The 291-nt window shown below is 69.8% G+C and carries 1 protein-coding gene; it reads right to left on the reverse strand.

Annotated features, from left to right (window positions below):
* Positions 1-291, reverse strand: a 291-nt coding sequence (locus ACG04R_RS28505) for an autotransporter-associated beta strand repeat-containing protein (protein ID WP_394418217.1), incomplete at both ends; no start/stop codon positions are given.

Raw genomic sequence — 291 nt, forward strand, 5'->3', positions numbered from 1 at the left:
AGCGGCTGGAGTAGTCGGTGGTGTTGCTGGCAGAGAACTGCAGCGAGCCGCCGCCGAGGGTGATGGTGCCGGTGGAGCCGATGGCGCCGGCGCTGCCCAGGGCCAGCGTGCCTGCGGTGAGCGTGGTGCCACCGTCATAGGTGTTGGCGCCGGTGAGGGTCAGTGTGCCGGTGCCGGACTTGGTCAGCGAGCCGCCGGAGCTGGTGAGGGCGGTGGCCAGCGTGACGGCCTGGCCGTTGGTGTCGAGGTTGTACTGCTGGCTGGCAGCGGTGCTGAAGCGGCTGGAGTAGT

The sequence above is a fragment of the Pelomonas candidula genome, assembly GCF_043555985.1.
Lineage (GTDB): Bacteria > Pseudomonadota > Gammaproteobacteria > Burkholderiales > Burkholderiaceae_C > Pelomonas > Pelomonas candidula.